General features: G+C 68.2%; 4 protein-coding genes. All 4 read right to left on the bottom strand.

Annotated elements, in window-relative coordinates; genetic code table 11:
• Positions 1 to 409: ribulose-phosphate 3-epimerase (locus ACT84W_RS04465; RefSeq protein WP_444328344.1), on the bottom strand; the 409-nt coding region annotated here is incomplete at its 3' end.
• A 1-nt stretch (position 410) separates the two neighbouring features.
• Entirely contained in the window at positions 411 to 1448 is a 1038-nt protein-coding gene (locus tag ACT84W_RS04460; protein WP_417576632.1) for an NAD(P)H-dependent glycerol-3-phosphate dehydrogenase, read from the bottom strand.
• Complete coding sequence (locus tag ACT84W_RS04455) at positions 1445 to 2116, bottom strand: glycerol-3-phosphate acyltransferase (protein WP_444328343.1); 672 nt, start codon at positions 2114 to 2116, stop codon at positions 1445 to 1447. Before ACT84W_RS04455 ends, ACT84W_RS04460 begins: the two co-directional genes overlap by 4 nt.
• Positions 2117 to 2130: 14 nt before the next feature.
• A partial coding sequence (locus ACT84W_RS04450) for a GTP-binding protein (protein WP_444328342.1) occupies positions 2131 to 2857 on the bottom strand: 727 nt, incomplete at its 5' end.

The raw sequence follows: 2857 nt of genomic DNA, 5'->3' as shown, positions 1-2857 counted from the left end.
TGACGAGGACCATGTCGACGTCCTCGATGACGTCCTCGAGCAGGCACACGGGGGTCGCGGGGTTCACTGCGACAGACGCCATGCGCCCTTCAGCGTGGATGAGCTGGATGAGCCGGTTCGCGTGGTCGGTGGCCTCGATGTGGAAGGTCACGTTGTCCGCGCCCGCGTCGAGGAAGGCGGGGACCATCTGGTCGGGGTTGGAGATCATCAGGTGCACGTCGACGGGGAGCTCGGTCGAGCGCTTGGTCGCCTTGAGGATGTCGAGCCCGAACGAGATGTTCGGGACGAAGTGGCCGTCCATCACATCGTAGTGGACGTAGTCGGCGGACGATATCTCGGCGAGGTCCTCCCCCAGGCGGGCGAAATCGGCGGACAGCACCGACGTGGCGATTCTGATCTGGCTCTGCATCCTATTCCTTTCCGGCCGGGGTCGTCATGCCGTAGAACTCCTCGCGGGGAAGTCTACCAAGAAGAGACGCCTTGGCGGAGTCGAGGTCGACGCCGTCCACGAGGACACCATGCACGGCGGCGGTGATCGGCGCCTCGATGCCGCGAACGAGCGCGAGCTCGTTCACGCTCATTGCGGCCCGGGAGCCCTCCACGACCATGCGGGTGCGAGACTCGTAGTCGGAAAGCGACTCGCCGCGCGCGAGCGCCTCGCCAAAAGTGCGGTTACGGGAGTGCTCCGAGGTGCAGGTCGCAACGAGGTCCCCCATGCCCGCGAGGCCCATCGGGGTAAGCGGGTCGCCGCCCAGGGCGGCCGAGATACGGCCGATCTCGGCGATGCCGCGGGTCATTAGGACGGCGAGGGTGTTGTCGCCCGCGCCAAGCCCTGCGGCGAGGCCGCAGGCAATGGCCACGATGTTCTTGACCGTGCCGCACACCTCGACGCCGGTGACGTCGCCCGAGACATAGGCACGGAACGACGGGGAGAATACGAGCTCCTGGACGCGTGCCGCGACCTGCGCGTCGTTCGCGGCGACGACGGCGGCGGAGACCTGGCCCTGGCAGATCTCCTCGGCGTGGTTCGGGCCCGAGAGCACGGCCATCCGCCCCGCGCCGCCGAGCTCATCGGCGGCGACGTCGAGCATGAGCTTGTGCGTGCCGGGCTCCATGCCCTTGGTGAGCACGACGACGGTGGCTCCTTCGGGTACCGATCCCGCAATGCGGGAGCAGGTCGCGCGCAGGTGCGCGGAGGGGAGCGCGAGCACCACGAGGCCCGCGCCATCGAGCGCGGAGGCTGCGTCGCTCGTCGCGCGCACATTGGCCGCAAGCTCATAGCCCGTGAGGTGGCGCGGGTTGCGCCCGGTCTCGGCTATGCCGAGGGCGACCTCCTCGCTTCGGCACCAGAGAGCGACCTCGTCGACGTGGGGGGCGACGAGCCCCGTGAATGCGGTGCCCCAGGAACCGGAGCCCACGACGCAGGCCTTGCGGCAGGAGGCGCTCACTTATCGCCCTCCTTGTGGAACGCGAATTTGCGCTCCTCTCCGGCGACGAGCTTGCGGATGTTCGCGCGGTGGGCCCAGACGACCACGGCCGCGACGACGGCGATCGTCACGACCGACTCGAGCGGGAACCCCCACAGCGCGCACTGGATGGGCAGGGAAACGGCGGCGGCCACAGACCCCAAGCTCACGTAGCGCGTGGGCACGGCGAAGGCGATGAAAACGACGAGCAGCCCCAAGGCCACGGGCCACCACAGCCCGAGCGCCGCGCCGAAGCCGACGGCGATGCCCTTGCCTCCGTGGAAATCGAGGTAGGGGCTGAAGACGTGGCCGAAGACGCACCCGAGATAGATCACGGACATCGCGATGCCGGGCTGCGTCGCATAGCCGAGCTCAGGGGCGAACCCCGCCTGGCCGAACACGATGAGCGAGAGCATGAAGCGCGAGAAGAGCATCCACACGAGGCCCTTGCCGAGGTCGCACAGGAGCGTGAGGGCCGCGGCCTTCTTTCCCACGCTGCGGGCGACGTTGGTGGTGCCGATGTTGCCTGAGCCGGTCTGACGGACGTCGACGTGTCCGAGCGCGCGGGCGATGTAGAGGCCGAAGGGGACGCCGCAGACGGCGTACGCGCCGAGCGCGAACACCACGGTCCAGGCGATGAGCGCCGGCATGCTGGGCTCCGTCATCAGCGGTCGCCCCCGTCAGAGGTCTTGCGGCGGAACTTCAGGCGGACGGGCGTGCCCGTGAGGTCGAAGCGGGCGCGCATGCGGTTCTCGATGAAGCGCGGGAAATTGTCGTCGGCGAGGTCGGGCGCGTTGCAGAAGAAACTGAAGACGGGCGGCTTGGTGCCGGTCTGCGTCGCGTACTTGATCTTGAGCCTGCGGCCCTTGTCGGACACGGTGTGGCCGGACTCGGCGATCTCGGCGAGGAGCTTGTTGAGGTCGACGGTGCGGATCTCCTGCTTGCGGGCGTTGGCGGCCTTGACGGCGAGCTCGAGGACCTTGTCGGTCGCGCGGCCGGTGAGGGCGCTGATGTTCACGTAGGGGATCCAGGGAGCGAACGCGAGGCGCTTGTTGATGGAGGCGACGATCTCGTCGCGCTGGCGCTCGGTCTCGACGAGGTCCCATTTGTTGATGAGCAGGATGACGGCGCAGCCGCGGTCGATGGCCATGCCGGCGACCTTCTGGTCCTGCTCGGTCACGCCCACGGTGGCGTCGACGACGAGCATCGCGACGTCGGAGCGGTCGATGGCCTGCAGGCCGCGGACCATGCTGTAGTACTCGACGTCCTCGTGGACCTGGTTCTTCTTGCGCATGCCGGCGGTGTCGACGAGCTTGATGGTCTGGCCCTTCCACTCGATGACCGAGTCGATGGCGTCGCGCGTGGTGCCGGCCACGTCCGAGACGATGGAG

This window comes from Paratractidigestivibacter sp., from assembly GCF_052362415.1.
Classification (GTDB): Bacteria; Actinomycetota; Coriobacteriia; order Coriobacteriales; family Atopobiaceae; genus Paratractidigestivibacter.
This window is presented reverse-complemented; position numbering and strand designations above follow the sequence as displayed.

Excerpts from the sequence above, each read along its gene's own strand:
- ACT84W_RS04455 (WP_444328343.1), bottom strand. The coding sequence starts at position 2,116 with ATGCCGGCGCTCATCGCCTGGACCGTGGTGTTCGCGCTCGGCGCGTAC.